The sequence below is a fragment of the Tumebacillus lipolyticus genome (assembly GCF_042682745.1).
Classification (GTDB): Bacteria; Bacillota; Bacilli; order Tumebacillales; family Tumebacillaceae; genus Tumebacillus_A; species Tumebacillus_A lipolyticus.
The window spans coordinates 1-14,586 of sequence record NZ_JBHUIO010000008.1; the positions used below are offsets into that span (position 1 = coordinate 1).

Annotated in this window: 15 protein-coding genes, 2 tRNA genes and 1 other annotated feature; of the genes, 4 read left to right on the forward strand and 13 right to left on the reverse strand. The window is 54.5% G+C overall.

Annotated features, from left to right (window positions below; all coding sequences use genetic code 11):
• Positions 1–80: 80 nt before the first annotated feature.
• Both ACFSOY_RS12360 and ACFSOY_RS12365 read right to left on the reverse strand, forming a co-directional pair.
• Positions 81–156: transfer RNA gene (locus ACFSOY_RS12360), tRNA-Lys, on the reverse strand.
• Between the two features lie 4 nt (positions 157–160).
• A tRNA-Ser gene (locus ACFSOY_RS12365) sits at positions 161–252 on the reverse strand.
• A 248-nt stretch (positions 253–500) separates the two neighbouring features.
• On the opposite strand from ACFSOY_RS12365, the gene ACFSOY_RS12370 reads away from it, so the two are divergent.
• A complete protein-coding gene (locus tag ACFSOY_RS12370; protein WP_386047089.1) occupies positions 501–860 on the forward strand; it encodes a hypothetical protein in 360 nt (119 codons plus the stop codon).
• 63 nt (positions 861–923) lie between these two features.
• Here the strand turns inward: ACFSOY_RS12370 and ileS are convergent, their stop codons facing one another.
• The 11 genes from ileS to spoIIGA form a co-directional block, all read right to left on the reverse strand.
• Positions 924–3,698: an isoleucine--tRNA ligase gene (ileS, locus tag ACFSOY_RS12375; RefSeq protein ID WP_386047091.1), complete on the reverse strand. Its 2,775-nt coding sequence runs from the start codon at positions 3,696–3,698 to the stop codon at positions 924–926.
• Positions 3,699–3,749: 51 nt separating this feature from the next.
• Positions 3,750–4,008: a binding site (T-box leader), on the reverse strand.
• A gap of 60 nt (positions 4,009–4,068) precedes the next feature.
• On the reverse strand, positions 4,069–4,569 hold the full coding sequence (locus tag ACFSOY_RS12380; protein WP_386047093.1) for a DivIVA domain-containing protein: 501 nt from the start codon (positions 4,567–4,569) through the stop codon (positions 4,069–4,071).
• Between the two features lie 106 nt (positions 4,570–4,675).
• The gene (locus tag ACFSOY_RS12385) at positions 4,676–5,458 is read right to left on the reverse strand and encodes a YlmH family RNA-binding protein (RefSeq protein ID WP_386047095.1); all 783 of its coding nucleotides are present in this window, start codon (positions 5,456–5,458) and stop codon (positions 4,676–4,678) included.
• 13 nt (positions 5,459–5,471) lie between these two features.
• Positions 5,472–5,753 carry a YggT family protein gene (locus tag ACFSOY_RS12390; RefSeq protein ID WP_386047097.1) on the reverse strand — a complete coding sequence of 94 codons (282 nt, stop codon included), beginning with the start codon at positions 5,751–5,753 and terminating at the stop codon, positions 5,472–5,474.
• A gap of 4 nt (positions 5,754–5,757) precedes the next feature.
• Positions 5,758–6,216 carry a cell division protein SepF gene (locus ACFSOY_RS12395; RefSeq protein WP_386047098.1) on the reverse strand — a complete coding sequence of 153 codons (459 nt, stop codon included), beginning with the start codon at positions 6,214–6,216 and terminating at the stop codon, positions 5,758–5,760.
• A 15-nt stretch (positions 6,217–6,231) separates the two neighbouring features.
• Positions 6,232–6,918, reverse strand: a complete 687-nt coding sequence (locus ACFSOY_RS12400) for a YggS family pyridoxal phosphate-dependent enzyme (RefSeq protein ID WP_386047100.1) — start codon at positions 6,916–6,918, stop codon at positions 6,232–6,234.
• Between the two features lie 49 nt (positions 6,919–6,967).
• Positions 6,968–7,720 (reverse strand): peptidoglycan editing factor PgeF, encoded by a 753-nt coding sequence (gene pgeF, locus ACFSOY_RS12405; RefSeq protein ID WP_386047101.1) that lies wholly within the window; start codon positions 7,718–7,720, stop codon positions 6,968–6,970.
• A gap of 104 nt (positions 7,721–7,824) precedes the next feature.
• Positions 7,825–8,109: a YlmC/YmxH family sporulation protein gene (locus ACFSOY_RS12410; protein ID WP_386047103.1), complete on the reverse strand. Its 285-nt coding sequence runs from the start codon at positions 8,107–8,109 to the stop codon at positions 7,825–7,827.
• 111 nt (positions 8,110–8,220) lie between these two features.
• Positions 8,221–9,000: an RNA polymerase sporulation sigma factor SigG gene (gene sigG / locus ACFSOY_RS12415; RefSeq protein ID WP_386047105.1), complete on the reverse strand. Its 780-nt coding sequence runs from the start codon at positions 8,998–9,000 to the stop codon at positions 8,221–8,223.
• 67 nt (positions 9,001–9,067) lie between these two features.
• Complete coding sequence (gene sigE / locus ACFSOY_RS12420) at positions 9,068–9,790, reverse strand: RNA polymerase sporulation sigma factor SigE (protein WP_386047623.1); 723 nt, start codon at positions 9,788–9,790, stop codon at positions 9,068–9,070.
• 42 nt (positions 9,791–9,832) lie between these two features.
• Positions 9,833–10,804 (reverse strand): sigma-E processing peptidase SpoIIGA, encoded by a 972-nt coding sequence (gene spoIIGA / locus ACFSOY_RS12425; protein WP_386047107.1) that lies wholly within the window; start codon positions 10,802–10,804, stop codon positions 9,833–9,835.
• A 375-nt stretch (positions 10,805–11,179) separates the two neighbouring features.
• On the opposite strand from spoIIGA, the gene ACFSOY_RS12430 reads away from it, so the two are divergent.
• Genes ACFSOY_RS12430 through ACFSOY_RS12440 form a run of 3 tightly spaced genes read left to right on the forward strand, consistent with a single transcriptional unit; the run spans position 11,180 to position 14,562 of the window.
• A complete protein-coding gene (locus tag ACFSOY_RS12430; RefSeq protein WP_386047625.1) occupies positions 11,180–12,925 on the forward strand; it encodes a LodA/GoxA family CTQ-dependent oxidase in 1,746 nt (581 codons plus the stop codon).
• On the forward strand, positions 12,922–14,061 hold the full coding sequence (locus tag ACFSOY_RS12435) for an NAD(P)/FAD-dependent oxidoreductase (RefSeq protein WP_386047109.1): 1,140 nt from the start codon (positions 12,922–12,924) through the stop codon (positions 14,059–14,061). Before ACFSOY_RS12430 ends, ACFSOY_RS12435 begins: the two co-directional genes overlap by 4 nt.
• Before the next feature lie 6 nt (positions 14,062–14,067).
• Positions 14,068–14,562, forward strand: a complete 495-nt coding sequence (locus ACFSOY_RS12440; protein WP_386047110.1) for an NUDIX domain-containing protein — start codon at positions 14,068–14,070, stop codon at positions 14,560–14,562.
• The last annotated feature ends 24 nt before the right edge of the window (positions 14,563–14,586 follow it).

Genomic DNA, 14,586 nt, shown 5'->3' on the forward strand with positions numbered 1-14,586 from the left:
TCAATAAAAGTTTGTATCTTGACTCGCATCTCTCTTCATAACACTCGTTTAGTTTTCAAGGATCAATGCGAAGATGAAACTGGTGAGCCATGAAGGACTCGAACCTTCGACCCACTGATTAAAAGTCAGTTGCTCTACCAACTGAGCTAATGGCTCATCATGGCGGAGGAAGAGGGATTCGAACCCCCGAGACAGTTTCCCGCCTACTTGATTTCGAGTCAAGCTCCTTCGACCAAACTCGGACATTCCTCCACAATTCAAGTGATGAAGTTTTCATCTCGTCCGCCGCACTCTCGCAGCGACAGGTGTTATCATACCATACCGCTCAAAAATATCAAAATCAAAAATGCAACAAAATCATACATTACTAGTCATTATCCTGCCCATCCTTCCTCATTCTTCGCCGCTAGGCATCTGCCCGTTTTTCGCAAAATCCGCACCAGCACAAGGTGTGGACACATATCCATAAGTGACTACAGCACAAAGGAGCGTGTCGAAGCATGGCAAATCAATACCGTGTCGCGCCAGATGTCGAACTGATTCCGTATTACGAATATGATCCCTCAATCCACAACATCGAATACAGGTACATCCCGCAGGGAGCGACCCCGCTCTACAGCGATCCGAATTCCTACTCGTACATCAACACACAATACAGCACACTCGCCGCTGAGGAAGAGGATGAGCAACCTGAATATCGTCAATACCCCTACTACGGTTATTACGGCCGTCCGCGCAGACGCCGCCGCAGACGTCCTTTTATCTACGGCCCGGTTCCCGTCCCGCTTCCCTTTCCGGCACCGCTTCCCTTTCCAGCACCGATCTACCCACCCTACTATGGACCCTATCCCTTTCTGTAGCAGAAAAAAATCCCCTTCTCGCAACGAATTGCGACGAAGGGGATTTCGTTCTATCTATAGAGATTAGCCGAGAAAATGAATCACGTTCTCCGCGCACACCGGGCAGAGCGTCGGATGTTCTTCATTTTGTCCGATCTGAGTCGTCACGATGCGGCAGCGCTCACACGTTTCACCCTCTGCTGGACGAACGCGGATCGACAAGCCCGCATATGCGGTTGCGTCTTCCGGCACGACAGCGCCCGGCTCTGCTACTGTCACCTGCGAAACGCCGAGCACCTCCTCCAGACGAGGGGTGTTCTTCAACACTCGCAACGCGTTCTCATCCGGATAGAGATCGACCGCAGCGGTCAGCCCCTTGCCGATCACCTTCTCCTTGCGCGCCACTTCCAGTGCTTTTAACACTTCATCGCGCACCTTCAGGATCGCATCCCACTTTTTCTCCAGCGCATCGTCGATCTCATACTGATCCACATTTTCCCACTGGGTCAACTGCACGCTTTCCTCAGTCGTGCCAGGTACGAAAGGCCATACCTCATCTGCCGTATACGACAGGATGGGAGCGACCAGCTGGGTCAAACCGACGAGGATTTCATACATGGCCGTCTGTCCAGAGCGGCGCTCAAGCGCGTCTGGAGCCACCGTGTACATGCGATCTTTCGAAACATCAAAGTAGAAGGCGGACATATCGACCGTGCAGAAGTTGTTCACTTCTTGGTACACGATATGAAAATCAAAGTCACGATACCCTTTTACGATGCGCTTGCGAACTTGTTCAAACTTATTCAGTGCAAAGCGGTCGATCTCCAACAACTGCTCTTTTGGAACAGCATGTTGTTTCGGGTCAAACCCATTCAAGTTTCCGAGCAGATAGCGGAACGTGTTGCGGATCTTCCGATACACTTCTGCCACCTGTTTCAAGATTGCATCCGAAACGCGGAAGTCGGAGCGGTAGTCAACAGATGCCACCCAGAGTCTCAGGATGTCTGCACCGACCTGTTCCATCACTTTGAGCGGGTCGATAACATTGCCGAGCGACTTCGACATTTTGCGCCCTTCACCGTCCAACATGAAGCCATGAGACACAACCATCTTATAGGGAGCTTGGCCGCGAACTGCGACTGCGGTCGACAGCGAAGAGTTAAACCAACCGCGATACTGGTCAGACCCCTCCAGATACAGATCGGCCGGCCACTGCAACTCCTTGCGCGCGTTTACGACCGCCATGTGCGAAGAGCCAGAGTCGAACCAAACATCCATCGTATCGGTCTCTTTGCGGAACGATTTGCCGCCACAGGAACAGGTCAGACCTTCTGGTACCAGCTGATCTGCTTCTCGCTCAAACCAAACTTGAGAGCTGTGCTCCGCGAACAGATTGGCAACCTTATCGACCGTCTCATCGTTGATGATCTCCGTTCCGCAGTCGTTGCAGTAGAAGATCGGAATCGGCACGCCCCACATGCGCTGGCGAGAGATGCACCAATCTCCGCGATCTGCGACCATGTTGTGCAGGCGAACTTCGCCCCACTCCGGGCTCCACGTGACCTGTTTGATCTGCTCAAGCAGTTGATCGCGGAATTTGTCGATCGAGCCGAACCACTGCTCGGTCGCGCGGAAGAACACCGGATTCTTACAGCGCCAACAGTGCGGATAGCTGTGGTCAATATCTGCATGAGCGAAAAGATGACCGCTCGCTTGCAAGTCTTCGATGATCTGCTTGTTCGCCTTCGTATAGAACTGCCCTTCGTACGGACCTGCATCCTTGGTAAATTTACCTTGTGCGTTGACCGGTGCGAGCACTGGCAGTTCATACTGCAGCCCCACCATGTAGTCGTCCATCCCGTGGCCTGGCGCTGTGTGAACACAGCCTGTGCCGGAGTCGAGCGTGACATGTTCGCCGACGATCACCAAAGACTCGCGATCGAGGAACGGGTGTTGTGCAACCACTCGCTCCAGATCCTTGCCGAGATAGGATGCGATCACCACAGGTTCGCCTTCCACTCCGGCAGCTTTCAGAACCGCTTCGGCCAGCTCTTTTGCCACCAGCAATTGCTCACCGTTCACATCGAGCAGGCTGTACTCATAATCGGCACCGAGCGCGATCGCCATGTTGGCGGGCAGCGTCCACGGCGTCGTCGTCCAAATGACGATGAACGAGCCTTCTGGCAACACGCCTTTGCCATCTTTCACCGCAAACTTCACATAGATCGACGGCGACTTCTTATCCGCATATTCGACTTCCGCTTCTGCCAGCGCCGTCTCACAAGATGCGCACCAATGCACCGGCTTCAAGCCTTTGTAGATGTACCCGCGCTTCGCCATCTCGCCAAACACGCGGATCTGGTGGGCTTCATACTCTGGAAGCAAGGTGATGTACGGATTCTCCCAATCGCCGCGCACGCCGAGACGCTTAAACTGCCCTTTCTGACGCTCGACAAAATCGAGCGCATAGTTTTTGCACATCTCGCGGAAGTCGGTCACCGGCACTTCATGGCGGTTGATGCCCTTGTTCTTGATGATCGCATGCTCGATCGGCATGCCATGCGTATCCCAGCCCGGAACGTACGGCGCATCAAAACCTTCCATCGTCTTCGATTTGACGATCATATCCTTCAGAATCTTGTTCAGCGCATGTCCGGTGTGAACATCCCCGTTCGCATAGGGAGGTCCGTCATGCAAGATGAACTTCGGCTTGCCCTGCTGCATCTCCTGAACTTTCGCATACAGGTCCATCTCTTCCCATTTCTGTTGCATCAACGGTTCGCGCTGCGGCAGATTGCCGCGCATCGGAAACTCGGTCTCTGGCAGATTGAGCGTTTTGCTATAGTCTGGCTTCTCCATCGTTTTCCCTCCAATGTAGTCTTGACAATCAAAAAAGTCCCTCATCCCCAAAACAGGGACGAGAGACTTCTAAGTATCTTCCGTGGTACCACCCTAGTTGTCACGACAAAAAAGCCATGACCACTCTGTTGCCCAGTAACGAGGGCAAGGCGGTGTTGCTTACTGACCTGTCGGAAGCATTCGCTTGCAATAAGGCGTTCGGCACACAACTCACGGGTGATTTTCCCTCGCTTCCCCTTTCCCGGCTCACACCAAACCCGGTTCGCTGTAAAGGACTTCACGAGGTACTCTTCCCGATCAACGTCAAGGATATGATAATTTTTCAGTCATTATATGACACTAGATCTAGCATTGTCAAACAAAAGCAAGCCTATACTTCCAGTTTGTCTTCTCCGACGCGAATCGTCTTACTGTCCAAAATCTCATCCCATTGCTCGCTGTCGATCAGCTCCAATTGAACTTGGATCAGCGAACGGAAGCGCGCGCGGAACACGGCCGCCTGCTTCTTCAGCTCATCGAGTTCCATCGTCGCACGGCGCGACTTCGCCAGCGCTTCGTTGAGGATGCGATCGGCGTTCTTCTCCGCTTCTTTGACGATCAACTGCGATTCCTTGCGGGCGTTCGATTTTACTTCTTCTGCCGTCTCCTGCGCCACGATGATCGACTTCGACAAGCTGTCCTCGATGTTGTGAAAATGGGAGAGGCGCTCTTCCATCGTCGCCAACTTCTCTTCCAAGTCACGGTTCTCGCGAATCAAACCTTCATAGTCCTTGATGACACGGTCAAGAAACTCATTGACTTCATCTTCATCATACCCGCGGAATGCACGGCCAAATTCCTTGTTATGAATATCAAGCGGAGTCAAAGGCATGCTGTTCGGGACCTCCTGTACTTTCAAATAAGTCAAAAAAAGAGCCAAAATTCGCCATAGTTCTTCAAAAATAGTTCGACGGGAAATAAGGAACTCCTGCCACAACTCAAAGGTATTTGCCGATTTTTAATATCGTCCTACCCTTTCGCGACTGGCCGATGATCGCCAAAACTTTTGCGCGCCCATGACCGCGCAAAGACATGACATCCCCTTCCTCCACCGCCGTCGCCGGACTGTCGATCACCTGCCAGTTCAGCTGCAGCTTGCCGCTTTTGATCGGGTCGACCACCTTGCTGCGCGACAGGCCGAACGCTTCGCCAGCAACCGCATCCACGCGCAGCGACATCACGGTGAACTCCTTCTCCTGATACTCCACCTGCGGCGCGACAAACTGCTCACCCTGAATCTCCTGCACCTGAACGGCAGATCGCCCGACCTGTGACAGCGAGAGGCGGATATAGTCGGCGATCTCCTTCGTCGTCACCAGATCGCACCCCTGATCATGCACAGCGAGATCCCCCAGCTTGCTGCGCTTCAGGCCGAGGCCGACCAACGCGCCCAGATAATCCCCATGCTTCAGCTTCCCGTGGTCGCCGATCGTTGAAAACCGCAAAAAAGACAGCTCAAACTCATCCGTCTCCGGCACCCAATAGGAAGGGACGAGCAATGCGCGTTGCCGTTCTGCCAGCTCATGCCCGCCAGATCGGAATAGCGACACTTCGGATGCGGTATGGGCGATCGCCTCGACGATCTTCAGTTGCCTCGGATCGAGAAAATCGGTCAAAACGGGCGCTTGCCGTTGATCGACCCGCGCCACTAAGTCGATCGTGCGGTCGACAAACGGCCGCTCCTGCGGCCGATAATGCATCATCACATCTTGTCGATTCATGCAAATAACCCCGTTATAGGAACAGCCATTTCAAGACGATCGCCACGCCCTCAATGACAAACGACCAGGCGAAGATCGCGATGATCGGCGAAAAGTCCATATACCCGCCACCCAGAGGCAGCGGCGGAATGAACCGGCGAAAGATCCCCAAATATGGCTCTGTGATCCTGTACAGCACACGGCCAAACGATGTGCGCTCCACATCTGGTACCCAAGACATTAAGACGCGGGCGATCAGCACATATGTATAAAACTTCATCGCCAGCAACACATAACTGATGATTTGATAAACCATTCGGTCACCTCGATTGGAATTTATTATGAGTCGGCTGCTCTTGCTGCTGTTCCGAAATCAGATCCGAAATCGTGCCCTGAATGTCCACGTTTTCTGGTGCGCACAAGAAGATGTTGTAGCCTAGCTTCTGCATTGTCCCATTTAAAGCATACGTACAACCGCTGATAAAATCCACAATTCGCTTTGCCGTCTCATGCGATGTTTTGTGCAGATTGACGACGACCGGTCGGCGGTTGCGCAGATGGTCGGCGATCGCCTGCGCATCATCATATTTTTCAGGCTCGGCCAGATAGACCCGAACCTGCTTCTGCGTGTGCAAAGAAACGACCGTGCCCTGACGCTTCAAAGGCACGACTCCATCAGACTGCGCTTGATGCGCCTGCTCTTCATGCTCCTCTTCTCGATTCTCCTGCCGCGGCTCTTCATCGACCAAGCCGAGAAATGACAATACTTTTGAAAACATCGTCCCCCACCTCCGCTATGGTTTGACCAGCGCGCTGCCGATGCGAACGATGGTCGCCCCCTCTTCGACAGCCACTTCATAATCTCCTGACATCCCCATCGAAAGCTCTTTCGCCGTCGGCGGCAAAATGCCTCGCGTGAGCAGATCATCGCGAAGTTCGCGCAGCTGACGAAACACAGAGCGCACCGCTTCCCCATCGGAAGCGATCGGAGCCATCGTCATCAGACCTCGCACTTCGATCCCGAGCATCTCGCGAGCAACCAGCAGGAAGTCCGCAAGCTCCGCAGGAGAAAATCCGCCCTTCGATTCCTCACCCGACACGTTGACCTGGATCAGACATGGAACTGTGAGACCGGCAGCCAACGCCCGCTTGTCGATCTCCTGTGCGAGCGAAGGGCGGTCGAGCGAATGGATCATGAAAAAGCGCCCGAGCACCTCTTTGACCTTGTTGGTCTGCAGCTGCCCGATAAAATGCCAGCGCACCCCAGCAGTTTCCGGAATCGCTTCCAGTTTCGGAGCGGCGACCTGTATCCGATTTTCACCGAGGTCATACTGTCCTGCCTCGATCAAACTTTTTGTTTCCTCTACGCCGACATACTTCGTGACCGCCACGACCGTCACCTCTTGCGGATCACGGCCGACGCGAGCACATGCCTGCGCAATGCGTTCTTTCAGTTCAGCAAGCCGCTGTTGATACACCATGATCTCCTCCTGACGCGTCGCGTACGATACACAATAGGTATATATACGCTCAGCAACCCTCGTTCTCCTGCAACAGCGCGATAACTCCCGCATGTCTTCCCGTCTTTCCGCACTCTTTTCGATGGGAGAAATAAGTATCGACCTGACAGCTCGTACAGCGATCTTCCCGCACGATGTGATCGAACTGCACGCCCGCTTCGAGCAGCGCGAGCGCATTCGCCTTCCAGAGATCGAATTGCCACCGCCCGTTCTCATTCGGAGTCAACAGCTCGTCTGCAAGGTCGCCAAAGGAGGCGCGCACTCTTTGCTCCACCGGTTCGTCCACCTCATAGCAACAAGGTCCGATCGACGGCCCGATCTTCGCGATGATCTGAGCGGGATCAGAGCCGTACTCCGCCTGCATCGCCTGAACCGTCTTCGCCGCAACCTTGGCGACCGTCCCTTGCCACCCGGCATGCGCAACGCCGACCGCCCCTCGCTTTTCATCGGCGAACAGAATCGGCACACAGTCTGCCGCATAGGTGCTCAGCGCAAGATTCGGAACGTCTGTGATCAGCGCATCTGTCGCCGGCAGCATGTCTTTTTGCTCGCGAGCCCCTCGACCGCGATGCTCCGCTCTGACGACGGTGACAGTCGCGCCATGCACCTGGTCGCCCGCGACCCAATCATCGAGCGGAACTCCGATCCGCTCTGCGATCTGCGCGCGGTTCTCGATCACGCGCAACGGATCATCTCCGACATGCAGACCAAGATTTCCGCCCTGTCGAGTGGTAAATGAAGCGACGATTCGCTTATTGCTCACAGCTCTCACCCTTTCGTCGTATCCACCAAATCGTACCACAACCGCTTTCAAAAACGAAAGGGACTCCATTCTTATCGCGCAAACAAGAATGAAATCCCTCTTCGTCAGTATCCGCCAGAACTTGAGCCTGAGCTTGGCGGCACATAGTTCGGCTCGGAGCGAAGGTCGACCAAAATCACATCGGCGCCGATCTTGATGATCGAGCTCCACGGGATCACATGATCTTGTGAATTGCCGAACATCCCCAAGAATCGTCCGCCCACCGGCACGATGATCGCTCGAATCATCCCGTTTTCCATGTCGATGTCAAGGTCGCAGACCTGGCCGAGCCGCTTCCCGTCCGAGATACTCACCACATCTTTGGCTTGCAGTTCGGAAATCTTCATCATCTAGGCATTCGCTCCCCACTTGCGGTTTGGCCTACTTATATATATGTCTGGCACACAAAATATGGGCAAAATAAAAGTCGCGCTCTGCCGGCGCGACTTCGTGCGATCTATTTAGGTTCGTATGAACTTGTGCATATGATGGATGGCCGCCTTTTCCAGCCGCGACACTTGTGCCTGAGAAATGCCGATCTCCTCCGCGACCTCCATCTGTGTTTTGCCTTCGAAAAACCGCATGGACAAGATGCGCTTTTCCCGCTCGTTCAGCTTTTGCAAAGCTTCGCGAATCGAGATTTCTTCCACCCACAGCGTATCTTGATTCTTTTCATCGGACAGCTGATCCATCACATAGATCGGATCGCCGCCATCATGATAGATCGGTTCGAACAGCGAGACCGGATCTTGGATCGCATCCAAAGCGAACACCACATCTTCCTTTGGCACATCCATCGCCTGTGAAATCTCCACGATCGAAGGCTCGCGCAGGTTTTGATTGGTCAGGCTGTCACGGACTTGCAACGCTTTGTAGGCGATGTCTCGCAAGCTTCGGCTGACGCGAATCGGGTTGTTGTCCCGCAGATACCGCCTGATTTCGCCAACGATCATCGGAACGGCATAGGTCGAAAACTTCACATTTTGGGAGAGATCGAAATTGTCGATCGCCTTCATCAGTCCGATGCATCCGACCTGAAACAGATCGTCCACATACTCCCCGCGATTGTTGAAACGCTGAATCACAGACAGCACCAAGCGCAGATTGCCATTGACCAGCTCTTCCCGGGCAGACAGCGTGCCAGACTGTAGACTCACGAACAACTCTCGCATCTTTGCGTTGGTCAGAACGGGAAGTTGGGCTGTGTTGACTCCGCAGATTTCCACTTTGTTACGTTTCATGTTGCTCCCTCCCTATGATGTCCGCCACGGTTGTAGACAGTATTACCAGGGGAGGGAGAAATATGCATCACAACATTTTGTTGAACTCTTTGCGCAACCGCTTGATGATGCGCTTTTCCAAGCGGGAGATGTACGATTGCGAGATGCCGAGCAGGTCTGCCACATCCTTTTGTGTCATCTCTTTTCCATCGGTCAGGCCGAAGCGCATCTCCATGATCTTGCGCTCGCGCTCGGTCAGCTTTTCTAGCGCCTTGTAGAGCAGTTTGCGATCGACCTGCTCCTCGATATTCCGGTAGATCGTGTCATTCTCCGTGCCCAGAACGTCGGAGAGGAGCAGTTCGTTGCCGTCCCAATCGACGTTTAGCGGTTCGTCAAACGACACTTCGGAGCGGATCTTGTTGTTTCGTCGCAGAAACATCAAGATCTCATTTTCGATGCAGCGCGACGCGTAGGTGGCCAACTTGATCTTCTTCTCCGGATCGAACGTGTTGACCGCCTTGATCAGCCCGATCGTGCCGATCGAAACGAGATCCTCGATGTTGATTCCCGTATTTTCAAACTTGCGTGCGATATAAACGACAAGCCGCAGGTTGCGTTCGATCAAGACGGCGCGCACGCCCTCATCCTTGGTCGGCAGCTTGCCGAGCAGATACTCTTCCTCTTCTCGTGTCAACGGCGGAGGGAGCGCTTCGCTGCCCCCAACATAATAGATCTCCTCCGGAGTTCCCCCCATCTTGAACAGGAGATTCAAGAACCAGATGCGAGCTTGCAGACGCATCTTGAGTGGCAATGGCAACTTCATAGTATGCGATCTTCTCCTTTCCTCCCACCATCAGCTCGCAGCACTGCCCAAGCTCCACTCACCCTCTTCTTCCAGCCGATCTTCTAACATCGCCGGATGTAATATCGCACGGTAGGAGCCGTCTGACGCCAGCGCCTTCGGGTTGAGCCCGATCAGGACGCGCGAGCACGCATGACGCACTTCTTGGCGTTTGAGCACGACCGCATCAGGTTGGAATGCAAGCAGCATCCCGATCGTTCCGCCGATGCCGCGATAGGGTACCAAGCGGAATTTTGTCTGCCATCCTTCATCGAGCTCCAACTCGCCGATCGACAGCGAGATGTCCCCGCCTTGGCGAAATTCACCGACCAGCGCAGGTGGCAGATAGTCGGTGAACAACTCCCAATCGACCACCATCACCGGAGCTCTCGACAGGGGATCGGCAAGCGCGTTTCCCGTATCCAACAGCCCAACGAACTCGATCGATTCCTGATCGAATCGAACTTCTACTTCCCAAAAATTAAATTCGCGCTGCTTGCTTCTGGTCAAGCGGTTCCACGCGCCTTTGCCGAGCAGCCAAGTCAACGGAACGGCCAGCAGCAACAGCCAAAGCTTCGTCTGCTGATGCCACACCGCACTTCCTTCCATCAGCAAAAGACCGTTCTGCATCGACACGCTGCCAAAAAAGCTGTTGACCGCGTAAGCCGCTCCACCTGTCAGGAAGGAAGCGAGATAGAACAGGCCGAGCATCTTGCCAATGTCGAACAGCCCTTTCGGTCGAAACGCTACCCAGACCATGACGATGGAAAAAAGCAGTTTACAAAAGAACGTTAAGAGGGTAGAGAGGGCGGGAAAAAACAATGTAAGCGCATAGGAAGCTCCGATAGCAGACGCGCCGATCGTCCGCCACCATGAGAGCTGACGGCGCGCTAAAAAGGCCGTCACAAACAGGATGAACCCGTCCAAACCAAAATTGATCAACCAGACAACATCCAGATAGATGACGGGCAATTTACTCACCACCAAAAGGTTCGCCGATTGCCATCAGTATAGTACAAGTCTATTGCAGAGGGTGTCAGAACTTGACACCTGACTCACAAAATAATCCGACAGCATCCGAGTATTGCCTCCCGGTCGCCTTTGCCCACTCCTCGTTGACCGCCGAGCGGTTCGGACGGGAAGATCACAGCGAAAATCTGGCCACGCGAACTGCCGGTTGGCGATTGAGCAGCGATCGCTCAGCAGCAGCTGTGTTCGCTTTTCCTCCACATTTCTGAAAGTTTATAAAAAACTTAATTAAAAAGACTAGCCATTTTCCCAGCTTTGTGACATATTTTAAATGTAAATTTGTGTCGAATAATATAAGGGAGGCTTATTCAATTGCAATCTGAAAAAATAGTGAAATGTAGAATCCATCCCGCGATCGGAATAGCACGCGTCGGGAACAGCCCTGAAGAATATTTTATCGGGCCCGAGGTACCCGGCATCATGCCGACTCCACAGTCCGGTTATAAAGATACCCAAGGCCGAATCAAACGACAGGCGGCCAAATTTCGCATCTATGGTCTTGACAGTGAAGGGAAGGTGGTGCGCGAGCTGAAGATGAGCGATCCAGATCTCGATTCGATCAGTTGGAGCGTACACCTCGCCAACAAAAAAGCGGCTTGGTATGATTTCGATCTTGCGCTCGACATACCGGCAGCCGAAGGGATTCGCTCCAATCGTCGCAACGCCAATCTGCAAACGGTTGAGGAGCGGAAAAAGCTGATCATCGACCCAGGCTCGCGCACCGTCAGCAGACCGAACGAACGCGCTCATTTTGATACGGGAACTTTTCTCGATCAGCAGGTGAACCTCGGAGAGATCCGCGCAGATGAGGATGGCCATCTGTTGGTGCTCGGCGGATTCGGCCATTCGAGCGCTCCGGGTGGAAACGAAGTCTACACGTTTGCCAACAACGACGGTTGGCATGATGATACGTCTGACGGCCCCGTCTGCGCACAGGTGGTGATCGCAGGCGTTCCAATCGAAGTCGAGCCTGCCTGGGTGATCGTCGCGCCGCCAGACTACGCGCCCGGCATCGCCGGCATCGTGTCGATGTACGATGTCGCCTACGAGGTGGGTCACTCCTTCAACCCGGAGCCGATTCAGGTCTCGTTCCGCAAACATATCTTGCCGATCTTACAGCGCTTCTCCTCGACCCAGTGGGTGAACGAGGGATTTTACCAAGAGTTCGGCTACAGAGCGCCGTGGGATTTCCTCAACCCAGATCTGCTCGCACATCTGGCCGATCCATCGCCGGCAAATCGACCGCTCCGCGAAGAAATTTTTGAAAAGTTTCGCCACCCGAGCTACGAGAAGATGGAGCGAGACGCCTGGCCGCCCATGTATGGCGATGGGATGGACATCCCGGCCAACAACCCGCGCAACTGGCTGGCGATGACCCACTTGCAATACACATGGCTCAAGCGATGGGCGCAGGGCGATTTTATCGCCGACAATGCAGAAGTTTCCACTCCGGTCGAAACGCTTGAGGAACTGCCGATCGACAAACGCCCTCACGCCCTCGATGAAGCGGCACTGGAGTGGACGCTCGGCGGCGCATTTCATCCGGGATGTGAAGCCACATGGCCGCTGCGCATCGCCTCCCTCTATAGCGCCCCATTGCGGATCAAGCACGCGGACGATTGCGGGCGAACGGAAGATTACGGTCCTGTCCTCACGCCGGAGATCGCCCTCAGCCCGCAAGGCCCGCTCAGCGGCGGCAGTCTGCCCGGGGATCTGACCAGATGGATGGCCGTGCCTTGGCAGACAGATACGGCTAGCTGCCGCTCCGGCTACGAGCCCAAGATCAACAAGTACCTCCCCACCTTCTGGCCGGCGCGCGTGCCCAACCACGTGTTGAGCGAAGCGAACTACCAGAAGGTGATGGATGCACAGCTGACGATGCCTGAGCGTCAAGACGCGTTCGACACGCGGAACGACTGGCTCGAAGCGTTCCCATCTTCCACCGAAAACCTGAACCGCTTTATCGAGGAGTGGTACAAAGTGGGGATGATCGTTCGCCAAGAAGGTCCTGCCGACACGAAACGGTTTCCGCCCTCAATCCATGTGGAAATGTGGAATGAATTAAAAAAATCGTGAAACACAGAGCGGATGTCGCCATCCTCGGCGGCGGAACTGCAGGTTGTACAGCCGCCTATCTGCTCGCCCGAGCAGGCTTTTCCGCGCTGATCATCGAGCGAGGAAGAGCGAGCGGATGGATGATCGGGGAAGGATTGCCCCCTTCCTCGACCGCTCTGCTGCACCAGCTCGGACTCTATGAGCGCTTTCTGCAGGACGGCCACCTGCCTTCTTTCGGAAATCGTTCCGCTTGGGGATCGACATCATGTGCGGAGCATAACTTCCTCTTTGAAGCGAACGGCCACGGCTGGCACATCGATCGAGCAAAGTTTGATGCGATGCTGGCCGAGTTTGCCATCCAGCAGGGCGCACTTCTCCTCGACCGGACCGAGCTAAAAGAGTTGCGCCAGACGGATGTCGGGTGGAGGTTGCATCTGACACAGGGGATTGAAGTCGAAGCCGATTTTCTCATCGATGCGACGGGGCGAAACTGCCACCTTGCCCGTCGGCTGAACATGCAGCGCATCGCCTTTGATCGGCTCGCCTGCATCACCGGTTGGTTTGCTGCCGACTCTGCCGATCAGGATTCCCAGACGGTGCTCGAAGCTGTCGAGGATGGTTGGTGGTACTCCTCTTTGCTTCCTGAAGGTCAGCGCGTCGTCTCATTTTTGAGCGATGCGGACCTGCCGCAGACCCGTTCTGCACGATTGCCGCATCTGTGGAAGAGGCAGCTTGATCGCACATCACACATCAGTTCGCTCGTCCGCAAGGATGCGGGTGCTCTGATCTCGCCCCCACGCATCGTCAACGCCAACAGCTCCTGCCTGCCAACTCCGATCGGTGCAGGCTGGCTTGCGATCGGCGATGCTGCATGCGCCTATGATCCGCTCTCCTCACAAGGCATGCTGATGGCGCTCGGCACCGCGATCGAGGCGACAGAAGCGCTGCAATCCGTTTGGCGCGGAGACGTGACTGCGCTTGACGAGTACCAGTCCTTCATCAGACAGATGTACGGTGCCTACCTAAACTCCCGCGATGCTTACTATGCGATGGAACGACGCTTTCCTCACTCCCTTTTTTGGCAGAGAAGACATCGGGCCAAAAGGGATCAGACTCCCCTGAGTCGAAATATCGGGACAGTCGAAAAATGGGAGTGAACACGCATGCAGGAAATGAACAAGATACGGACGATGAACTTAGCCTTTCTCTTCCATGACGATGATGTACTGATGATCCATCGCGGGGCGCACAAGCAGATCTGGCCCAACAAATGGTCGGGAGTAGGCGGCCATGTGGAAGCGCATGAGCATGACGATCTGCGCAGTTCTGTCCTGCGGGAGATTCAAGAAGAGACCGGTCTCTCCGCTGATGCGATCGATGATCTGTTGCTGCGATACATCATGATCAGAGAGCGCGATGGGGAACTGCGCCAACTATACGTCTACTTTGGCAAGACCCGCGTGCGAGAAGTGAACGAGACGGAAGAAGGCGAACTTCGCTGGGTATCGCGCAGCGATTGGCTGAACTTGGACTTGATCCCAACCAACCGCAAGATGTTGGAACACTATTTGGCACATCAAGAGGAAACTTGCGTTTTTCTGGGGATCAACATGGAAGATCGCGACGATGCGCAGTGGATTCGATTGATCGGAAAGTGATCGAAGCGGTTTGCATCGAGCAGA

Coding starts and splice junctions, on each gene's coding strand:
- ACFSOY_RS12400 (WP_386047100.1), bottom strand. CDS start 6,918: ATGGTGTATCAACAGCGGCTTGCTGAACTGAAAGAACGCATTGCGCAG.
- ACFSOY_RS12390 (WP_386047097.1), bottom strand. CDS start 5,753: ATGGTTTATCAAATCATCAGTTATGTGTTGCTGGCGATGAAGTTTTAT.
- ACFSOY_RS12370 (WP_386047089.1), top strand. CDS start 501: ATGGCAAATCAATACCGTGTCGCGCCAGATGTCGAACTGATTCCGTAT.
- ileS (WP_386047091.1), bottom strand. CDS start 3,698: ATGGAGAAGCCAGACTATAGCAAAACGCTCAATCTGCCAGAGACCGAG.
- ACFSOY_RS12440 (WP_386047110.1), top strand. CDS start 14,068: ATGCAGGAAATGAACAAGATACGGACGATGAACTTAGCCTTTCTCTTC.
- ACFSOY_RS12385 (WP_386047095.1), bottom strand. CDS start 5,458: ATGAATCGACAAGATGTGATGATGCATTATCGGCCGCAGGAGCGGCCG.
- ACFSOY_RS12410 (WP_386047103.1), bottom strand. CDS start 8,109: ATGATGAAGATTTCCGAACTGCAAGCCAAAGATGTGGTGAGTATCTCG.
- sigG (WP_386047105.1), bottom strand. CDS start 9,000: ATGAAACGTAACAAAGTGGAAATCTGCGGAGTCAACACAGCCCAACTT.
- ACFSOY_RS12380 (WP_386047093.1), bottom strand. CDS start 4,569: ATGCCTTTGACTCCGCTTGATATTCATAACAAGGAATTTGGCCGTGCA.
- ACFSOY_RS12395 (WP_386047098.1), bottom strand. CDS start 6,216: ATGTTTTCAAAAGTATTGTCATTTCTCGGCTTGGTCGATGAAGAGCCG.